The sequence below is a fragment of the Rhodococcus sp. W8901 genome (genome assembly GCF_013348805.1).
Lineage (GTDB): Bacteria > Actinomycetota > Actinomycetes > Mycobacteriales > Mycobacteriaceae > Prescottella.
Genome location: NZ_CP054690.1, coordinates 4739751 through 4756094 on the forward strand (window position 1 = coordinate 4739751; position 16344 = coordinate 4756094).

Genomic DNA, 16344 nt, shown 5'->3' on the forward strand with positions numbered 1-16344 from the left:
GTGTGCATGCCTCCCAGTCCGTCAAGCGCCTGACGCCCCGCGAGCGACTCGCAGACGCGCGCCTCTATCTCTGCACCGACGCCCGCCGCGACAAGGGCGATCTGGCCCACTTCGTCGAAGCGGCACTCGCCGGCGGCGTCGACATCGTCCAGCTCCGCGACAAGGGCTCGGCGGGCGAACGCGAACTCGGGCCGATGGAGGTCAAGGAGGAGCTGGCCGCGCTCGCGGTGATCGGTGCCGCGGCCCGCCGGCACGGCGCGCTGCTCGCCGTCAACGACCGCGCCGACCTCGCGCTCGCCGCGGGCGCCGACGTCCTGCACCTGGGCCAGAACGACCTGCCGGTACACTACGCGCGCCGGATCGTCGGCCCCGACGTCGTGATCGGACGCTCCACCAACAACCGCGCGCAGGCCAGCCTCGCCGCGATCGAAGAGGACGTCGACTACTTCTGCACCGGGCCGGTGTGGGCCACCCCCACCAAGCCGGGCCGGACGGCGTCCGGCATCGAACTGGTCCGCAGCACGGCCGACGCCGCTCCGACGCGGCCGTGGTTCGCCATCGGCGGCGTCGACCAGGAGCGGCTGCCGCAGATCCTCGAAGCCGGCGCCACCCGGATCGTCGTCGTGCGCGCCATCACTGCCGCCGACGACCCGGAGGCCGCCGCGCGGGCGCTGTCCGACGCGCTGCGCGGCTGACCACCGCTCGGCGCCTCGGTCAGCAGGTTCCGGAGACGGCGCCGTCGACCGAGTCCTCGATCATTGCGCGGCTCGCCTCGGGCATGTCCTCCCAGGTGGCGGTACTCGGGTCGAGCGGCGGCGCGCCCACCGCTTCGGCCTGCATGTTGTAGGAGGCGACCCAGACGGCCGAGTTCGCCTTCAGCTGATCGAGGAACGCCTGCCCCTGGGCCGCACGGTCGAACGACTCGCCAGTCCCCTTCGCCTGGGCCTCGGAACTGTCGAGGAAGGCGGTCACCTGGCTGCACATCTCCTTGACCGCGGCGTCGAGCGCGGCAGAGTCGTCCTGAGCGGCCGTCCCCTGCACGGAGGTGGTCGCCGACGGGCCGGACGCGGAGGTCTCCTCGCTGTCACTGCAACCCGTCAGGAGCAGCAGTGCGGCGGGGACGAGGGCGATCACATGTCGAATACGCATGCCCGACATGGTGACACTATGTCCGGTTCGCATCGGCGGCCGGTACCTGGTCGTGCACTCCGTCGGGTGTGCATCGGGCCGCGACAATGCCGGCCCCGATCAACACTCCGACGTAGAGGAGGATGTAGATGTTCATCAGGACGTCGGCGACGGTCCACCACGGCGGGAACAGGAACAGCCCCACCACCACGACGTACTCGTCCCACCGGTAGGGCCAGGCCCCGGTCGCGACCGCGATCACGAGCGCCGCGAGCCACCACCACCAGTTCGTCAGTGCCCGGTGCACGATGTAGACGAGCAGCGGCACGAACCACACCCAGTGGTGGCTCCACGAGAAGGGCGAGACTGCCGCGGCGCTCAGCCCTGCGACCGTGACCGCGAGGAGATGCTCGCCGCCGCGGTGCAGACGCAGCACGATCCACATGCTGACCACCACGACGATCGCCGCGAGCACCACCCACAGCACCGTCGGCGCGGGCTTCCCGGTCAGGTGCGCGATCACGCCGCGGATCGACTGGTTCGACGGGTGCTCGTCCTGCGCGATGCGGGTGGACTCGAAGAACGTCTTGGTCCAGTACTGCCACGAATCGTTCGGGAGCACCAGCCAACTCGCGCCGATGGTGGCCGCGATGGTCCCCACGGCCACGGCCGCGGCCCGCCACTGCCTCAGCACCAGGTAGTAGAGGACGAAGTACGCCGGCGTCAGCTTGATCCCGGCGGCGATACCGACACCGACACCCTTGAGCTTGCTGTTCTCGCCGCGCGAGACGTCCCACAGCACCAACGCCATCAGGACCAGGTTGATCTGGCCGTAGAACAGCGTCGTGCGAACTGGTTCGAGGAACGTACACGCCACCGCCAGCAGCGCCGAGACACCCACCAGGTACGGCGTGATCCGATACCCGAGCATCCGCCAGCACAGCGCGACGATGGCAACCAGCAGGACTAGGTTGGCCCCCATCCAGATGTACTTGTCGATCCCGCCCGGCAACAGTCCGAACGGGATGAACATCAGCGTCGAGAACGGCGTGTACGTGTAGAGCAGGCCGTGGATCACCGGTTCGGTGTAGAGCGGCAGATCCTCCATGACGTGCCGCGCGCCGTCGCGGTAGACGTCCAGGTCGGCTCCGCCGGCGAAGATTCCGATCGTCGGCATCCACGGACGCACGGTCGTGAACACCAACACCACCGACGCGATCGCCCACAGGACGAGCACCGCGAGATGGCCCCGCCGACGCGGTAGTTCACCTGCCTCGGGCCCCATTCTCCGCAACACCCGCCTGGCCCCCTCACCGATCTGCCCGGATTGATCTACATACCAAGCCTAAGCAATGAAGCGTCTCGATCCCGCATCCGTTCTTACCGGCCACCCCCTCCCCTGAGAGGTCGCCACGGCCGTTCGGCCACGTTACCCGCCGCACGGCGCCGCTGATCGATACACTCGCCCGAACTACACGAAAGGGCCGGAACATGATTCGCCTTCTGATCAGGTGTGCGTTCTTCCTGGGCTCGGCCGCGGTCGGGATCCTGGCCGCCGTGTGGTTGCTGCCCGAGGTGTCGGTCAGCGCCGCCGGGTTCGTGACCGCCGTCGTGATCTTCGCGATCGCGCAGAGCGTGCTGTCACCGTTCATCACGAAGATCGCGGCCAAGAATGCACCCGCATTCCTGGGCGGGATCGGACTGGTGTCGACCTTCGTCGCCCTGGTGATCGCGTCCGCCTTCGGCGGCCTGTCGATCTCCGGTTGGCGCACGTGGGTTCTCGCGACGCTCGTCGTGTGGCTGGTGACCGCTCTCACCACGCTCGTTCTGCCGCTGGTCTTCCTCCGCAACCGGCGGGAAGAGAAGAAGGCCGAGGGCTGACGCCCCGCCCTACCGCTCCCCGTCCCGTCCCATCGCCCTCCGCGCCTGTTCGGCGGTGACGTTCGGGACCACCCGCAGCTCGCCCAGTGGGACCCGACGACCGGATTCGCTGCGCACCTCGACGTGGACGGGTTCGCCGGAGGTGTCGTCCGCGAGGTCCAGCGGCCCACCGCGCTCGCCCTGCAGGTACTTGTCCCCCCACTGCATCAGCGCCAGCACAGCGGGCATCACATCCCGCCCCTTCTCGGTCAGGACGTACTCGTGCCGGGTGCGCTGCCCCGGCTCCTTGTAGGGCTGCCGCTCGAACAGTCCCTCGGCGGTGAGTTCCCGCAACCGTGCGGCCGCCACCGCCTCGGTGATCCCGACACGTTCCGCGAAGTGGTCGAAACGGGTTGTGCCGTAGTACGCCTCGCGCAAGATCAGCATCGCCGAGCGCGTACCGATCACGTCCATCGCCTTCGCGATCGAACACTGCGTGGCCCGCCACGCGTCGCGGTCCGCGAGAAACCCGTCGAGCCGTGCCGTCTCCATGCACCCAGATTACTCCCTGGCTTGCTAAATCCATAGCCAGGGTCCACACTCCCTGACTATGCAAAACAAAAGTCAGAATCCGGGTGCGCTCATCGCCATCCTGTCCGGGGCGCCGTTCGTCGCGGCCCTGGACCTGTTCGTCGTCAACGTCGCCCTCGACGACATCGCCACCGACTTCGCCGGCACATCGCTCTCCCAGCTGAGCTGGGTCCTCAGCGCCTACGCGATCGTCTACGCGGCCCTGCTGATCCCGGCCGGCCGCTGGGCCGACCGCGTCGGACGCCGACGCGCGTTCCTGGCAGGCCTGGCGCTGTTCACGATCGCGAGCGCCGCGTGCGCCCTGGCCCCGTCACTGTGGCTGCTCGTCCTGTTCCGCCTGGCGCAGGCCGCGGGCGCCGCCGCGCTCACCCCTGCCAGCCTGGGCCTGCTCATCGCGGCCCTGCCCGATGCCCGACGCGCGCTCGGGGTGCGCCTGTGGGCCGCGACCGGCGCCGCCGCGTCGGCCCTCGGCCCCGTACTCGGCGGACTGCTGGTGTCCGCGTCGTGGCGCTGGATCTTCCTGATCAACGTGCCGATCGGCGTGGTGCTGCTGTGGGCGGCCGCGCGCATCGTGCCCGAGTCCCGCGATCCGCACCCCACCGATGTCGACCTTCCCGGCGCGGGTCTGCTTGCGGTCGGTCTCGGCGCGGTGTCGCTGGCGTTGGTGCAGGGCCCCGACTGGGGATGGACACACGCCGGCACGCTGGCCGCCGCCGCCGTCGGGGTCCTCGCGCTGGCCTGGTTCGCTCGGCGCACGGTGCGTCACCGCAATCCGTTGGTCGACCCGGCGTTGCTGCGGGTGCGCCCGTTCGCGTGGTCCAACGTCACCGCGGTCGCGTTCAGCGCGTCGTTCGCCGCCGGCCTGCTCGCGAACATCCTGTGGATGCAGACCGAGTGGGGCTACTCGGCACTGCGCACCGGTCTCGCGGTGGCGCCCGGCCCGCTGCTGGTCCCGGTCTTCGCGATCGTCGGCCAGGTCCTCGGCCGGCGCCTGCCATCCGGCGTCGTCGCCGGTCTCGGCAGTGCACTGTGGGGCGCCGGCACCGTGCTCATCCTCGCGAGCGTCCACACCGAACCGAACTACGCGACGGGCCTGCTTCCCGGGTGGCTGATCGCCGGCGCCGGTGTCGGACTCGCCCTGCCGACGATTCTCTCGACCGCCACCGCGACGCTGCCGCCCGCCCAGGGCGCCACCGGCAGCGCGGTCGTCAATACCAGCCGCCAACTCGGCAGCGTCCTGGGTATCGCAATCCTCGTCGCCGTTCTCGCGGCGTCCGACTTCACCGCCGCGTGGTGGACCATCGCCGCCCTCGCCGCGCTCGGGGCCGTCACCGCGCTCGCGATGTCGCCCCGGCCGACCGCACAGATTCCCCCGCAAACCGTTACCGCACAGGAGTTCTCGTCATGACTACGACCTTCGATCCTTTCCCCACCCGATTCGACGACACCTGGCGCGCTTTCGACGGCATCCACGGCGGCATGGTGCTCGCGGCGATGCTGCGGGCCGCTTCCGTCGAGACCGGCGCCGTCCCCGCCGCCGCCACCGCGCACTTCTACGCCCCGGTGCGCCCCGGCCCGATCGACATGACGGTGCAGCGAGGACCGGCAGGCCGGTCACCGGGCGTGCAGGTGCGCGCCGGCACCGCCGCGACGGCACTGGTCCGTCTGTCGCGAGGTGCTGCTGCTGCCGCCCGGCACGCACCGTCGATAGAGACGGTCGTCGACCCGGACAGTCTTGCGGGACTGGATATCCCGATCGACTTCGTGCCTTTCTCGCAGCACCTCGACATCCGTCCGATCAACGCCGCACGTCCCTTCGCGGGCGGACCGGACCCGAAGTTCGACGTGTGGATCCGGCTGCGCCCGGGGTTGGAGTTCACCGGTGTCGAGCGCGCCGCGATCCTGCTCGACGCGCTTCCTCCGGGACTGTTCGCGATACGCACTGCGCCGGCACCGATCCCGACCGTCGAGTTGACGGCGCACTTCGCTCCCGCCGCCGGGTCTGCCACCGGACCGTGGCATCGACTGCGCCACCGCACGGTGTGGTGGACATCCGACGAGTGCGTCGACGAAACCGAACTGTTCACCACCGACGGCGAACTCGCCGCCCAGGCGCGACAGCTCCGCCGCATTCTGGACACCTCACGGTGATGCGCAGCTCACACCCGAACCTTGTGGCACGAGCGTGCCGCAGCGGGCAGAGTCGAGGGTGAAGGCTCACCGAGGATCGGAGCAGACATGCAGGACCGGACAAACCCCGTCGCCGCTCTCACCGAACAGGACGCGCTGGACCTGTTGTCCACCGAACGCCTCGGTCGGCTCATCCTCGTCACCGACGACCGGCCGGATGTTTACCCGGTCAACTACGTGGTGCACGACGGCAAGATCTACTTCCGTACCGCCGAGGGCGACAAGCTCACCGAGCTCACACTCAAGCCGATGACCACGTTCCAGGTCGATCACGCCGACGCGACGTCGGCGTGGAGCATCGTGGTCCACGGCATCGCGCGCACCCTCGTGCGGTTCGACGAGATCAACGCCGCCGAGGAGTTCGCTCTGCAGTCTTGGGTGCCGACCGCGAAGTACAACTTCGTCGAGATCCGTCCGACGGAGATCCACGGCCGCCGCTTCGTGCTCGACCGGGGTTAGCTTGCTGGGTCCCGGATCGAGAGACGCCGAAAGGCGACTACCGACCGTGACACCGCCGTCACTGGATCGTCGACGGGAACATCGTCAGCGCTCCGGTGAAGTTCGCCGTTCTCGAAGCCCTGCCGCGCAGGGTCAGAACGGGACAGCCGTGACCACAACGTTCTCGAGATAGGTACCGTGCCCGTTGGAGTCCTTGACGACCTCTCCCCCGCACGTCACCAGGTGCAGTTCCCTCGGACCACCCGCTCCCTGGAACGCCCACTCTGGCAACGCCTGCTTGACGAACCGCTCCATCCGGGTGATCTTCCAACGGGTGACCACACCCTCCTTCGTCAGGTAGACGGCGTCACCCGGGTAGAGGGTGTGCATCCAATACAGTGCTCCCTCACCCTGATTCGCGTTGTCCACATGCCCGGCCACCAGGATCCCGCCGTCCGGCGCGGTTATCGGCGCCGACCCGGTCCAGTACGTCACCTGACTCACCTCGCGCGGCAACAACAGACTCCCGTCCGACGCCAAGCCCAGCGGATCCAACGCGGTCTCCACCCCGATCGCCGGGATCACCAGATGGTTGTCCGGCAGCGGACCGACCGGAACCTGCGGCCGACCCGCGGGGTTCGCCGATGCCGGACCCGGCTTGTGTGCCATGCTGCCGGCGCCGATCGCCGGCGCCGCACCGTCGACAGGGTCCGCCACACCGTCAGGTGACAGATCGAACGTCAATTCCGGCACCGGCGCGGCCGATGCCGACTCGGGCTGCATCCCCCGAAAAACCAGCAGACCACCGCCGATGAGCAGTACCAACGCGATCACAATCATCGCGACCGAACCGGTCCGACCCGACTCTCTTTGTGCGGTATGTCTGCTCACGATGGAATCCCTCCGGTCACAAAGAGTTTGGCGGACAACCGAGTGGCCCGAGACGGTTCACGTCCCGGGCCACCCGATCACTCATCAGAGCGCGTCACATGTGTTCTGTGACATCACTCGTCACTGATTGCCCTGATTGCGCCGGCGCAGTGCCACGAACAGCACACCACCCGCAGCGACCAGCAGCGCCAGACCACCGGCGACCAGTCCGGCGTTCATGCCACCGTCACTGTCGGCGCCCAGACCGGAGTCGATCAGTGCACCCTTCCCGGAGTCCGAGTTGCCGGTCGTTCCCTGATTCCCGGAGTTGTCCGGGGTTCCGGGAGTACCCGGGGTTCCGGGAGTACCCGGGGTTCCGGGAGTACCCGGGGTTCCGGGAGTACCCGGGGTTCCGGGAGTACCCGGGGTTCCGGGAGTACCCGGGGTTCCGGGAGTACCCGGGGTTCCGGGAGTACCCGGGGTTCCGGGAGTACCCGAGCCCAACGAGCCAGCCGAACCGGCCGCAAGGGAACCCGCCGCAAGGGAGCCAGCGCCCAGCGCCAGCGAGCCGGCGCCCAGCGAGCCGAGGCTACCGGTTCCGATTGCGCCGCAGTCGTCGCTGCCCGAACCACCGGTGCTGCCCAGGCTGCCCAGGCTGCCGGTCGAGCCCGTACCGAGGCTGCAATCGGCCTGCTTGACGAACCCGAAGTCGAGCGTCAGATCCTCGTCACCGATGTTCGGCAGGTTCTCCGACGTCGCCTCCCACGTGTTCGACCATCCGGAGCGATCACCCTCGTGCTCCTTGGTCGGCTCGAAGCCCTTCAGCGCCTTCTCGGTGGATTCGTCATCGCGGACGATCTTCACCATGTACTTCTGGGCGGGTGCCAAGTCCGTGAAGATGTACTTGCCGTTCGAATCGGTCGTGGTCGTGTTGGTGTAGGGCTCACCCAGGTAGTTCTGCGTCACCGGGGTTCCGTCCTCGTTGAGGACCTGCAGCACCACACCACCGATGCCCGGCTCGCCGTCGTCCTGGCGCCCGTTCTTGTTCTTGTCGAACCAGACGTAGTCGCCCACGGTCACCGCGCCGAGCTTGGTGTACTTGTTGTTCGCCACCAAGTCGGTGCTCTTGTCGGAGACGGTGAACTCCACCGGAGAGCTGGCAATCTCCCCGTCGATGGTCCAGGTCGTCGTCAACACGGTGCCTGAGACCTCGTGGGCCTTCTCCGCGACGGTGCATTTGGTACCGGCCGGGATCTCACCGATGGTGAAGGATTCTCCACCCTTGATCTCCCGCGACCCCAAGATGTCGCCACACACGTACTCGAACGTGAACTTCACGTCCCCGACCAGGCCGGCCCCGTCACCCGAGACCGCCTTGCCGACCGTGAACGCACCCAGCACCGGCTTCTTGACGAAGCCGAAGTCGAGGGTCAGATCCTCGGCGCCGGCCTTCGGCAAGTTCTCCGAGGTCGCCTCCCACGTATTCGACCATCCGGCGCGATCACCCTCGTGCTCGCGCGTCGGTTCGAGGCCGGCGAGGGCCTTCTTCGTGGATTCGTCTTCCCGATCGATCTTGACGACGTACTTGTGGCCGGGCTTCAGGCCGGTGAACAGGTACAAGCCGGTCGCATCGGTCGTGGTCGTGTTGTCGAACGGCTGATCTCGGTAGTCCTTGGTAACCAAGGTGCCGTCCTCGTTGTAGACCTTCAGCACAACGCCGGGGATCCCGGGCTCGCTGGGATCCTGTCGTCCGTCCTTGTTCTCGTCGAGCCACACCAGGTCGCCGACAGTCGCCGACTTGCTGCCGACACCGTCGCCGCCAGAGCCGGCACGCTTGATCTCGGCGGACTTGTCGACGCCGTTGATGCTCACGGTGTTCTTCAGCGGATCCCGCTTGTTCCACTCCGCGGTGAGGTCGCCGTCGAACGAGATGACGAAGTTCTCGTCCTTCGCGAGCGTCGGCCGACCGCCGACCGGCTGGAACGTGACCGTCACACCGCTCGCGCTGCAGTCGACGATGTACCGGTTCGTATCCACATCGACGTACCTCGACGACCTGAAGTCGTAGCTCGTGACCTTGACGGTGCTGCAGTTCGGGACCCATCCATGCTGAGACTCGTCCTTAATGACGAAGTTCCCGCTGGTGAAGTCCTGCTTCTGCGTCTCGACGGTGATCGTCCAACCGATCTGCTTCTCGAGCGACTCCGAACCCTGGTTGGGGTCCTTCCAGGAGCCGAACTTGTTGTTGTCGACCCGGGTCGCCGTACCCCCGGTTTCGCCCAGGACGACGCCGGGCAGCTGGCCCTGTCCGCACCCGCCGAACTGCAGGTTGTAGCGGGTATCGGCGCTCGGGCGGCCGACGACGGTCTCGTCCCACGCGACCGATGCCCACGCCGTGCCGTGAACATTGGAATGCGTGTCGGCGTAGTCGGTCAGGGTGAATGCGAGCGTGTTACCCGTCCACACACCCGTGGCAACCAACTTGCCGTCCGGCGATTTCAGGTCGATATCCTGCCGGTTGACGGGCTTGAGCTGCGGTGGCAGGGCGAAGTCGAAGGACGTCCCGGCCTTCGCGCCATTGGCGACATGCCAGTCGAACTCGAGCTCGGTACCGAACTGCCCGGTCCCGTACTCGGTGTACGCGCCGTCCTTGATGTTCGGGGCGCCCTGTCGCCACTTGACGTCCGACCAACCACCGCTTCCACAACTGGCGGGCTCGGCCTGTGCAACTCCCTGAGCGCCAGGCAAGATCACGAGCCCGGAGAAAGCAAGTACCAGTGCGAACACACCAAGGAGGAGCCTCCGAGCCGCGCTGTACGCAGCTGTGAAGCCAGTCATGTGGTTCCTTCCTTGTCATCGACCATGTCCCACACCTGAGCGCTGAACGGCCGCCCCCGCGACCCATCGCGTCCTTCAGATCCCCACGAATATCGGACATTCCGCCTTTTGGCGGACAAAGCGGAGCGTAACTTGAGCCTTCTTCCATTAATAGTTCAGCAGTACGCGAAACCCCTGTTCGCGCGAATTTCACCCTGACGTTCACCCTTTCCAGTGGGCGAACACCCTCACCGACGGGGCCGAATGTGTTCGGGGACACAGCAATAACGTGTGCGGGGTCACAGAAGTAGCGTCGCCGTCGTCGGCAGGCAACCTCCGAGGCGCCGGCATCTCACGCTTGAGGCCCCGGAATCCATTGGCGTGATCCATGACTCATCGCAAGACCGATTGGTCGCGTTCCTGCGGGAGATTCGAGGGGGATCCTGGAAGGCCGAGATCAATCCGCAGGGAAGAGCACTGCGGCGCAGCCACTTTCGAACCAGGTCCCCCGAATGTCACATCGCCACAATCGAACTCGCATATCCCATCAAGTCCGATCTGGCGTAGACGACGTCCTCCCGATGAACGGATGACCGACGTCGGATGAGCGGTACTGCCGGAAGTCAGTCCAGCCAGGTCAGCACGGTCGACGGCGGCAGTGCGAGCACCGACTCGGGCAGCCGGTCGCGCAGTCCGCGGTCGGCGGTCACGACGGCGGTGAGTGCCCCGCCGCCGGCCGCGAGCCGCGCCAGTTCGTCGTCGCCGCTGCCGGCGGCGGTGTGCACCGGGATCCGCGTGTCGACGTAGCCGGCGGCGCGGGCCTGTCCCTCGAGCACCGCCTCGATGCGCGGCAGCCACCCGAATCCGCCGTCGGGCAGTTCGATCGTGCGGGGCAGGACCTGGGCGATCCGGTCCAGCAACTCCGTCGTGGCGCCCGGCCGATCGCGCCACCAACCGTTGGGCCGGGATCCGAGCACGTTCGCGGTGTCGAGCAGCACCCGCACCTCGGTGGTCCGCAGGCCCGGCCACGCGGTGGCGAAACCCGGATGCAGCGGCATGTGCTCCACCTGGGCCTCGGGCACCCAGCGCAGCTCGGTGCTCTCCCCGTTCGGGACCAGTGCCAGCGTCTTGTCGGCGTCGGCGATCACCGTCGTGTACGTCCAGCCGCCGGCGACACTCGCCGTCACCCGCTCGGTGCGCACATGGACCGCACCGACGTCGATACCGGTCTCCTCCTGCGCCTCGCGCACCGCGGCGTGGATCGTAGTCTCGTGGCTGTCCCGCGCGCCGCCCGGCAGCGCCCACGTCCCGCCCTGGTGACTCCACGCGGCACGGTGTTGCAACAGCACCCCGGCCGAACCGTCGGCCAACGGGGCACGCAGCAACAGCCCCGCCGCACCGTGCCGGCCCCAATGCCGTACCCCGTCGGGGGTCGTCGCCCAACCGTCTCCGTCACCGCGCATGGAGTGCCTCTCACCTGCCCTGTCCGCCGAGCCGCTCACCTGTCCCCACAGTATTCCCCGCCGCATCACGAATCGGCGGAACAACCTGCCGGTGCTGCTTATATGCTCGGCACTACGGAACGGCGAACCAAACGGACGGCGAACCGAGGTATGAGCCGTGGCAGTGCCGGAGACGACGACGGAGTCGACGCACGCGGCGGACGCGAGGTGGGAGGACGCGCCGCCGAACCGCGCCGCCCGCGTCCACGTGCGCCCACACGCCGCGCGTGACCTGCTGCGATCGACACCCGCCCGCCTGCTCGCCGTCGGCGTCGCACTGCTGCTCGGCACCGTGGCGGCGGGTCTGATCGCCTCCATGGTGGCCGGCGAGCGCAAGCAGGACATCGACACCCTGTTGTCCACCACCGAGCCGCTGGCCCGATCGTCACAGAACCTGTACGCGTCGCTGTCGGTCGCCGATGCCGCCGCGGCCACCGCCTTCCTGTCCGGTGGCGTGGAACCGAGCGAGGACAGGGACCGCTATTCGCAGGCCATCGGGACCGCGGCCGCGGAGTTGGTCGCGACGTCGGACGGGCTGCCGGGCGACGACCAGGGCCGACGGCTGCTCACCGAGATCGCGACGAAGCTCCCGGTGTACACGGGGCTGGTCGAGACCGCACGCACCAACAACCGCGCCGGCAACCCGGTCGGCACCGCGTACCTGGCGGAGGCGTCGGCGCTGATGCAGACGGACCTGCTGCCGTTGGCACAGGCCCTGCACACCGAACGTGCGGCCGCATCGCTGGCGCCGCAGTCCGGGTTCGCCCGCCCGCCGTGGTTCGCGATCGGGCTGCTCGTGGCATTGCTGGCCGCGCTGGTGGCGACGCAGGTGGTGCTGTCGAGGCGGACCAGGCGCACGTTCAACGCCGGGCTCCTGTTGACGACCACGGCCATGGCTGCGCTGCTGGTGTGGATGCTGGTCGCGGGGATCATCTCCGCGGTGTCGGCGCACGAAGCGGTCCGGCAGGGCTCCGAGCCGCTCTCGACGTTCGCGGCGGCGCGCATCCTCGCGCAGCAGGCCCGCACCCAGGAGATCCTGCAACTGGTCCGCCGCGACGAGAAGGCCGAGCACGCGCAGGTGTTCGTCGACGACACCGACCAACTGCGCAATCTGCTGGACAACTACTCGGTGGACGTCGGACGCGACGACGCCGACCGGGCGGTGCAGGCGCTGGACGGCTGGACCGCGTCGCACCAACGCATGATCGACGCGCTCACGGTGGGCGACTGGACGGCCGCCGCCATGACGACGGTCGGTTCCGATCCCGCGACGGCGGCCTCGCAGTTCGACATCGTCGACGCCGCTCTGTCGGACGGCACCGAGGCCGCCCGCGCCGAACTGAGAGGCGACATCTCCCGTTCGTCGACGGTGCTGTCGGCTCTCGGGCCCGGCGCGCTGGTGCTCACGGTGGTCGCGGCCATCGGTATACCGGTGGGCCTGTGGCCCCGCCTGCGGGAGTACCAGTGATGCCGCTTCGGCACCTTGCGACAACCGTCGTGGTCGTCGGGGTGGTGGCCGCGGTCGCCGCCGGGTGCTCGACGCCACCCGACCCGTACACCCTCCCGCCCACCGAGACGTACAGCGTTGCGCCGCTACCGGAGGGGGCGTCGATCGTGACCTCGGTGCCGACCCCGACACCGCCGGTGGACTGTGGAGACCCGACCGCCAGCCTGCGACCGTTCCCGGCCGGCGAGATACCGCCCAGCGCGTCGCTCGACGCCATCCGCGAACGCGGTCGGCTCGTCGTCGGGCTGGACACCGGCAGCAACCTGATGAGCTTCCGCAATCCCGCGACCGGGGACATCGAGGGCTTCGACGTCGACGTCGCCCGGGAGATCGCCCGCGACCTGCTGGGCAGCCCCGACAAGGTGGAGTTCCGGATCCTCACCTCATCCGAACGTGAACAGGCCCTGAAGGATTCGAGAGTCGATATCGTCGCCCGGACGATGAGCATCACGTGCGACCGGCGACAGCGGGTGGACTTCTCCACGGTGTACTACCAAGCGCAGCAGCGGATCCTGGTGATGGCGGGCTCCCCCGTCACCGACGTCGCGGACCTCGCCGGCAAACGGGTGTGCGCGGTCGCCGGCACCCGCTCCCTCGAACGCATCGTCCGGGCGCAACCCGACGCCACCGTCGTCACGGTCCCGACGTGGTCGGACTGCCTGGTGATGCTGCAGCAACGCCAGGTCGACGCGATCAGCACCGACGACACGCTGCTGGCCGGGATGTCGACGCAGGATCCGTATCTGCGGATGGTCGGACCGAGTCTGGGGCCGGAACCCTACGGCATCGGAATCACCAAGGGCAATGATGATCTGGTGCGATTCGTCAACGGCACACTGGAAAGGATCCGCAACGACGGCACGTGGGAGAGGATCTATCAGAGATGGCTCTCCGGACTGGGCCCCTCACCGGGACCACCACCCCCCACCTACCGGGACTGACGAGGCAACGAGAACGGAGGATAGATGGCGGGAAAGGATGCGGCAGAAGAGCATACGGTCGACACGGGCGAGATCGCGCAGACGCGCGCCACACAGCACGCGGACGAGCCGATGTCGACCCAGGAGAGCGCACCCACCACCGGGCGCCGGGCCCGCACGCAACGCACCCGGACGGTCTCACGACGTCGACTCGGAGACGGACTGGTGGAGGTGCCACCCGTCCCGCTGCGCGGTCCCGCGTCCGCAGTCCTCACCGATCCGCACGTCCCGGAGCGCAAACGGTTCTGCTGGAAATGCAACAAGCCGGTGGGACGGTCCACCGACGGCGAACCGGGCCCGACGTCCGGTATCTGCGCCAACTGCGGGTCCCGCTTCGAGTTCGCGCCACTACTCGCCCCCGGCATGGTGATCGCCGGCCAGTACGAGGTGCAGGGGTGTATCGCCCACGGCGGCCTCGGGTGGATCTACCTCGCGATCGACCGCAACGTCGACGACCGGTGGGTGGTCCTCAAGGGTCTTCTCCAACTCGGCGACGCCGAGTCCCGCGCCGTCGCCGCATCCGAACGACAGTTCCTCGCCGAGGTGGAGCACCCGAGCATCGTCAAGATCTACAACTTCGTCGAATTCCAGAAGGAAGGCTCCCCGCCGGCCGGATACCTGGTGATGGAGTACGTGGGCGGTAACTCGTTGCGCGACATCCTGTCCACCTACCGGCGACCCGACCGGTTGCCCGTCGATCAGGCCGTCGCGTACATCCTCGAGATCCTGCCTGCCCTCGAGTACCTGCACTCCATCGGCCTGGCGTACAACGACCTCAAGCCCGACAACATCATGGTCACCGACGAACAGGTCAAGCTGATCGACCTGGGCGCCGTCGCACCCCTCGAGAGCTACGGCTACCTGTACGGCACCCCCGGTTTCCAGGCACCCGAGATCACCGAGACCGGGCCCACCGTCGCGTCCGACATCTACACCGTCGGCCGCACTCTCGCCGCACTCACGCTCGATCTGCCGTCCGAGAACGGCCGCTACGTGGACGGACTGCCGTCCCCCGAGCGGGCCCCGCTGCTCGCCGAGTACGACTCGTACCGACGGCTGCTGCTGCGCGCGATCGATCCCGACCCGGACCGTCGATTCGGTTCCGCCCGCGAGTTGTCCGCTCAGCTCACCGGGGTCCTGCGAGAGATCGTCTCCCGCCAGGACGACCAGGAGCATCCCGCCCTGTCCACCGTCTTCAGCCGCCAACGCGCGACGTTCGGCGCGGACGGGTTCGTGGAACAGACCGACGTGTTCGTGGACGGCGTCGAGCGCGCACGAAAACTCGACGCCCACAAGGTTGCCCAGGCTCTCGCGGTGCCGCTGGTGGACTCCGACGATCCCGGTGCCGCACTGGTCAACGCCGCGGCGCACAGCGATCCGCAGTTGATGCTGGACGTCCTCGATCGGGCGCGGGAGGGCCGCTCCGGCGAGGTGCTGAAGTCGGTGGAACTGCCGCTCGCGGAGGTGCGCTCGTACCTCGATCTCGGCGAGGCGAGCCGGGCCCGGCAACTGCTGCGGCCGCTGGCCCTGACGCACCCGCACGACTGGCGCATCGAGTGGTACCGAGGGCTCGCGTCGTTGTTGTCGAACGAACTGACCTCCGCCTACGCATCTTTCGACGCCGTGTACTCGGCACTGCCCGGCGAGGTGGCGCCCAAACTCGCCCTCGGTGCGACCGCCGAGCTGCTGCTCGATCACAGCGACGAGGAGGGAGTCGACCGCTGGCGGATTCCGGCCGTCTCCTACTACGAGACGGTGTGGCGGATCGATCGCAACGTCGTCAGTGCCGCCTTCGGATCGGCCCGACGCCGCGCCGCCGACGGCGACGTCCACGGCGCGGTCACCGCCCTCGACCAGGTGCCGACCGGCTCGCGCAGCTACGGCCTCGCCCGGATGACGGCGGTCCTAACGTACCTCGCGGTGCGGCCGATCCGCAAGATCACCGAAGCCACGTTGCGAGAATCGGCTCGGCGCGTGCAGGCCCTGCCGCGGGCCGAGAGCCGCGGGCCGCAGATGCGGACCGTGGTGCTCGGCACCGCGCTCCAATGGCTCCTCGAGGGGCACACCCCCACCACCGCGCGCGAGCCGCTGCTCGGTGTTCCCTTCACCGAACGCGGCCTGCGCGCGGGGACGGAGTCCTCACTGCGAGCGATGGCGCGCAGTGCGCCTACGCCCACTCACCGCTATACGCTCGTGGATCTTGCGAACGCCGTCCGTCCGCGAAGCCTGTTCTGAGCGCCCCGTCGGCCCGGCTCGAACTGCCGGACTCCTGGATTCGCGCACCGAACCAGGACAGCGCCGCGAGGACGAGGACGACGGCGACGGGGATCGGCAGGACGAGCGGAGTCGCCAGCGCCAGCACCACGGTGAGCAGCGGTGCCAGCAGTCGGCGCGGTTCGGGCCGCGTCTCGGCCGGAGCCGGCTCGACCATCCAGTTGCGGTACCTCGTGCCGTCGTCCAC

Annotated in this window: 15 protein-coding genes; 8 read left to right on the forward strand and 7 right to left on the reverse strand. The window is 68.4% G+C overall.

Annotated features, from left to right (window positions below):
• The first annotated feature begins 2 nt into the window (after positions 1-2).
• On the forward strand, positions 3-695 hold the full coding sequence (gene thiE / locus HUN07_RS22205; RefSeq protein WP_114721736.1) for a thiamine phosphate synthase: 693 nt from the start codon (positions 3-5) through the stop codon (positions 693-695).
• Between the two features lie 19 nt (positions 696-714).
• Here the strand turns inward: thiE and HUN07_RS22210 are convergent, their stop codons facing one another.
• Complete coding sequence (locus HUN07_RS22210) at positions 715-1149, reverse strand: hypothetical protein (RefSeq protein ID WP_114721830.1); 435 nt, start codon at positions 1147-1149, stop codon at positions 715-717.
• A gap of 16 nt (positions 1150-1165) precedes the next feature.
• A complete protein-coding gene (locus HUN07_RS22215) occupies positions 1166-2413 on the reverse strand; it encodes a glycosyltransferase 87 family protein (RefSeq protein ID WP_174912851.1) in 1248 nt (415 codons plus the stop codon).
• 206 nt (positions 2414-2619) lie between these two features.
• Between HUN07_RS22215 and HUN07_RS22220 the strand changes: the two genes are divergently transcribed.
• On the forward strand, positions 2620-3009 hold the full coding sequence (locus HUN07_RS22220) for a phage holin family protein (protein ID WP_174912854.1): 390 nt from the start codon (positions 2620-2622) through the stop codon (positions 3007-3009).
• Positions 3010-3018: 9 nt separating this feature from the next.
• Here HUN07_RS22220 and HUN07_RS22225 read toward each other — a convergent pair whose 3' ends face one another.
• Entirely contained in the window at positions 3019-3540 is a 522-nt protein-coding gene (locus HUN07_RS22225; protein ID WP_174912856.1) for a winged helix-turn-helix transcriptional regulator, read from the reverse strand.
• Between the two features lie 58 nt (positions 3541-3598).
• Here HUN07_RS22225 and HUN07_RS22230 point away from each other — a divergent pair, with 58 nt between their 5' ends.
• The 3 genes from HUN07_RS22230 (at position 3599) to HUN07_RS22240 (ending at position 6228) form a co-directional block, all read left to right on the forward strand.
• On the forward strand, positions 3599-4987 hold the full coding sequence (locus tag HUN07_RS22230) for an MFS transporter (RefSeq protein ID WP_174912859.1): 1389 nt from the start codon (positions 3599-3601) through the stop codon (positions 4985-4987).
• Positions 4984-5730, forward strand: coding sequence for an acyl-CoA thioesterase (locus HUN07_RS22235; protein WP_174912862.1), 747 nt, complete (start codon positions 4984-4986; stop codon positions 5728-5730). The genes HUN07_RS22230 and HUN07_RS22235 overlap by 4 nt, the downstream gene beginning before the upstream one ends.
• A gap of 87 nt (positions 5731-5817) precedes the next feature.
• Entirely contained in the window at positions 5818-6228 is a 411-nt protein-coding gene (locus HUN07_RS22240; RefSeq protein WP_114721724.1) for a pyridoxamine 5'-phosphate oxidase family protein, read from the forward strand.
• Between the two features lie 132 nt (positions 6229-6360).
• Here the strand turns inward: HUN07_RS22240 and HUN07_RS22245 are convergent, their stop codons facing one another.
• The 3 genes from HUN07_RS22245 to HUN07_RS22255 all read right to left on the reverse strand — a co-directional run bounded on the left by HUN07_RS22245 (position 6361) and on the right by HUN07_RS22255 (position 11357).
• Positions 6361-7098 carry a class F sortase gene (locus tag HUN07_RS22245; protein WP_254622634.1) on the reverse strand — a complete coding sequence of 246 codons (738 nt, stop codon included), beginning with the start codon at positions 7096-7098 and terminating at the stop codon, positions 6361-6363.
• A 120-nt stretch (positions 7099-7218) separates the two neighbouring features.
• The gene (locus tag HUN07_RS22250; RefSeq protein WP_174912865.1) at positions 7219-9915 is read right to left on the reverse strand and encodes an SdrD B-like domain-containing protein; all 2697 of its coding nucleotides are present in this window, start codon (positions 9913-9915) and stop codon (positions 7219-7221) included.
• Positions 9916-10517: 602 nt separating this feature from the next.
• Positions 10518-11357, reverse strand: coding sequence for an NUDIX hydrolase (locus tag HUN07_RS22255; protein WP_174912867.1), 840 nt, complete (start codon positions 11355-11357; stop codon positions 10518-10520).
• Between the two features lie 157 nt (positions 11358-11514).
• Here HUN07_RS22255 and HUN07_RS22260 point away from each other — a divergent pair, with 157 nt between their 5' ends.
• Genes HUN07_RS22260 through HUN07_RS22270 form a run of 3 tightly spaced genes read left to right on the forward strand, consistent with a single transcriptional unit; the run spans position 11515 to position 16118 of the window.
• Positions 11515-12864 carry a hypothetical protein gene (locus HUN07_RS22260; RefSeq protein WP_174912870.1) on the forward strand — a complete coding sequence of 450 codons (1350 nt, stop codon included), beginning with the start codon at positions 11515-11517 and terminating at the stop codon, positions 12862-12864.
• On the forward strand, positions 12864-13844 hold the full coding sequence (locus HUN07_RS22265) for a glutamate ABC transporter substrate-binding protein (RefSeq protein WP_174912872.1): 981 nt from the start codon (positions 12864-12866) through the stop codon (positions 13842-13844). The genes HUN07_RS22260 and HUN07_RS22265 overlap by 1 nt, the downstream gene beginning before the upstream one ends.
• Positions 13845-13868: 24 nt before the next feature.
• A complete protein-coding gene (locus HUN07_RS22270) occupies positions 13869-16118 on the forward strand; it encodes a serine/threonine-protein kinase (protein ID WP_174912875.1) in 2250 nt (749 codons plus the stop codon).
• Here the strand turns inward: HUN07_RS22270 and HUN07_RS22275 are convergent.
• Positions 16051-16344: a hypothetical protein gene (locus tag HUN07_RS22275; protein ID WP_114721716.1), complete on the reverse strand. Its 294-nt coding sequence runs from the start codon at positions 16342-16344 to the stop codon at positions 16051-16053. The two genes, HUN07_RS22270 and HUN07_RS22275, sit on opposite strands and share 68 nt — an antisense overlap.